Origin of the sequence: Planktothrix sp. FACHB-1355, assembly GCF_014748295.1 — a bacterium.
Lineage (GTDB): Bacteria > Cyanobacteriota > Cyanobacteriia > Cyanobacteriales > Aerosakkonemataceae > Aerosakkonema > Aerosakkonema funiforme_A.
In genome coordinates, this window is record NZ_JACJUP010001108.1 from 1 (window position 1) to 2,336 (window position 2,336).

The 2,336-nt window shown below is 42.7% G+C and carries 1 protein-coding gene; it reads left to right on the forward strand.

What is annotated here, in order from left to right; translation table 11 throughout:
- Positions 1-2,233: ATP-binding protein (locus H6S82_RS29575; protein WP_191057203.1), on the forward strand; the 2,233-nt coding region annotated here is incomplete at its 5' end.
- Between the last annotated feature and the right edge of the window lie 103 nt (positions 2,234-2,336).

A 2,336-nucleotide genomic window follows, 5' to 3' on the forward strand; every position in this document is an offset into this window, starting at 1 on the left:
TTGCGTGACTTGCCTGCGCGATATCTTCAATGGATTGGGCATTATTTATGCAGGGCAACCAATTTATCAATGGGGAATGGTAATTTTTATTATTTTCCTCGCCTTTATTTTAGAACGTCGATTTATAGAAGCAGGAAAACGCTTGCAAGACTATGCCAAAGAATTGGAAACTAATAACGCAACCTTGCAGAGAATAGACAAACTCAAAGATGAGTTTTTAGCTAACACATCCCACGAACTTCGCACCCCTCTCAACGGTATTATCGGTATTGCGGAATCGATGATAGATGGTGCGACTGGCAAACTGACATCGCGACAAGTAAACAATCTTTCCATGATTGTATATAGCGGCAAGCGTCTTGCCAACTTGGTAAACGATATCCTAGATTTTTCTAAACTAAAATACAACAATATTGCACTGCAAATTAAACCTGTCGATATGCGGGCGATTACAGATGTAGTTTTAGCGCTTTCCGAACCTCTGATCGGGAAAAAATCTTTGCGTTTAGTCAACCAAATACCGACAGATGTACCGACAGTAGACGCCGATGAAAATCGGGTGCAACAAATTTTGCAAAACCTGGTTGGCAACGCGATTAAATTTAGCGAAAATGGTGTGGTAGAAGTATCGGCAAAAGTGGTTAACGAACATTTAGAAATTGCAGTTTCCGATACTGGTATTGGTATCCCAGATGATAAATTAGAGCGCATTTTTGAATCCTTTGAACAAGCTGATGGTTCGACGGCGAGGCAATACGGAGGTACAGGTTTGGGATTGGCAGTTACCAAACAGCTAGTGCAGTTACATGGAGGCGAAATTCGAGTTGAGTCAGTTGTTGGCAAAGGTTCAAAATTTAGCTTTACCTTGCCGTTATCCCAGAGTCAAGTAGAGAGAAACGAATCTATTTTGCCAGCAGTCAATCTAGGCGAAATACCTGTTACCATTGATGAAGCGATCGTCACTGCGGAAATATCCGCGCCAAACAACGGAGATTACAAAATCCTGATTGTGGATGACGAACCGGTGAACCTTCAGGTTTTGGTCAACCATCTATCGCTGCAAAACTATTATTTAGTCCAAGCTTCTAATGGTTTGGAAGCTTTGGCAGCCATTGAAAATGGGTTTTTTCCAGATTTGATATTGCTCGATGTGATGATGCCGAAAATGACCGGGTATGAGGTATGCAAACAAATTCGCCAGAAGTATCCTCCCAATCAACTGCCAGTGGTGTTTTTAACTGCTAAAGAACAAGCTTCGGATCTGTTGGAATGCTTTGGTTCTGGTGCGAATGATTATCTGACCAAACCGATATCTAAAAATGAATTGCTGGCGCGAATCAAAATTCATATCCAGTTAGCGAAAGTAAATATTGCCTACGGTCGCTTTGTCCCCCACGAGTTTCTGCGCTTTTTGAAAAAGGAAAGCATTATAGATGTAAATTTGGGCGACCAAGTGCAGAAAGAAATGACGATTTTATTTTCCGATATCCGTTCCTTTACAACTCTGTCGGAGAATATGTCTCCCAAGGAAAACTTTGATTTTATTAACTCTTACTTGAAAAGGGTGGGGCCGGTGATTCGCAATCATAATGGTTTTATCGATAAATATATTGGCGATGCGATTATGGCGCTTTTTCCGGAAACTGCTGAAGATGCTGTGCAAGCCGCTATTAATATGCAAAGGCAGGTAACGATTTATAATTCTCACCGCCAAAAGAGTGGCTATCCGACTATTGCGATCGGTGTGGGATTGCATACGGGAAATTTAATGCTGGGTACGATCGGAGAGGAACAGCGGATGGAAAGTACGGTGATTTCCGATGCTGTCAATCTTGCCTCTCGTATGGAAGGTTTAACAAAGGTTTATGGTGCGGGTATCGCGATTAGCGAGCAAACTTTGTCTCGCCTGGATGAACCGACAAAGTATAACTGTCGCTTTCTCGGTCGAGTCAGGGTTAAAGGTAAAAAGGCTCCGGTGGCGGTGTTTGAAGTTTACGATGCCGATCCGGAACATTCGATCGAGCTAAAGACGGAAACTCGCGGTAAATTTGAAGAGGGGGTTTATCTTTATCATCAGCAAAAATATAGCGAAGCGTGTCAAATCTTCCATTACCTTTTGCAGAAAAATCATCAAGATAAAGCGGTGATGTACTATGTGGAACGCTGCGAGGAGTTGCAAAGTTACGGGATATCTCAGGATGGGGATGGCATTGAAACTTTAAATGAGAAATAACAGGGGTTAGGGGTTAGGGATTAGCGGTTAGGGGTTAGGGATTAGGGGTTAGGGGTTAGGGGTTAGGGATTAGCGGTTAGGGGTTAGGGATTAGCGGTTAGGG